The sequence below is a fragment of the Vibrio sp. 03_296 genome (genome assembly GCF_002265885.1).
This window is the reverse complement of the sequence record NZ_NPKW01000615.1, coordinates 1-986: the sequence shown is the minus strand read 5'-3', so window position 1 is coordinate 986 and position 986 is coordinate 1. Positions and strand designations below refer to the sequence as shown.

The window sequence follows — 986 nt, the reverse complement described above, 5'->3', positions numbered from 1 at the left end:
TTACAAATACAACTTCCATTCGCCTCTAATCTCCATTTTTACCGATTGGCTAACGCCCAGTTAAGGGGTGAAGCACGCAATGATCAAGCCTCTGCATAGCACTTCAACACCAAAATCACGGCATACCAAAAATGCCACGCGTGCTGAATCCCACTTAAACTGTTTGTTATGTGTTTGTGAAACAGTCTATTGTTGCATTAAATATGCACCTAATTAACAGATTTAGCTCCAATAAATATACATATTTAGCTTTAACAATTGACGCACAATCATTCTTGTAACTAATATCGAACAATTGTTAAGCAATGGAAGCTGCAAATTATGACTGATTTTAAAAGCACTACTCGCACCTTTATAGCAAATAACCTCAGTATTATTTGGGTTTTACATCCCGGAGTTTCCTTTTTTATCTATTAATCCGATAATTTAGACTAAGAAAAAGGCAGTACGCATCAGTAAATTTACTCCATGCTGCCTTTTACCTARATTTCCAAGTTATTCCTGCCCCGATCCTCAATGAAACAGTAGTTTTGATAAGACACATAGCGCTGCGTTAAGGGGTGAATGCCGCATAAACCAAGCTTCCGCAGACCACTTTCACCGCCAAAAATCACCGCATACCAAAAATGCCACGCGGCATGAATCCCTCTTTAACGCCTTGTTAGCTAAGTTTTATCACCATTGTGTTCGCCAATTTATCACCTAGTCGCTGTCTCTTTTTACCAAGTATAAATAGCGAGTCAATTGGCCCTAACAATGCACCTAATGCATTTCTGAAGATAGATTGAATGACGTTACAGTCATGGCCAGTTCTAGCACTTTTTACTGATAAGCCGACTAGCCGCTTACCCATACTCTGACCATTGGGCAAACAGTCACAAAATAGGAAATACGCAACGCTGAGTGAGACCGAACCTATCGAGTCCGCCTCGACATCAACATCCATTGATGTCAAAAGCCAAAGCGACAAAACAAAGATGAAGCCT

General features: G+C 40.2%; 1 protein-coding gene and 2 pseudogenes. All 3 read right to left on the bottom strand.

The annotated features are described in order from the left end of the window. Positions 1-60: 60 nt before the first annotated feature. Positions 61-171: pseudogene (locus CIK04_RS26630) on the bottom strand (DUF3265 domain-containing protein); the annotation flags it as partial. Positions 172-542: 371 nt separating this feature from the next. Next, positions 543-644, bottom strand: a pseudogene (locus tag CIK04_RS35720) (DUF3265 domain-containing protein); the annotation flags it as partial. A 17-nt stretch (positions 645-661) separates the two neighbouring features. Beyond that, the coding region (locus CIK04_RS26620) for an RDD family protein (RefSeq protein WP_128824722.1) at positions 662-986 on the bottom strand (325 nt) is incomplete at its 5' end.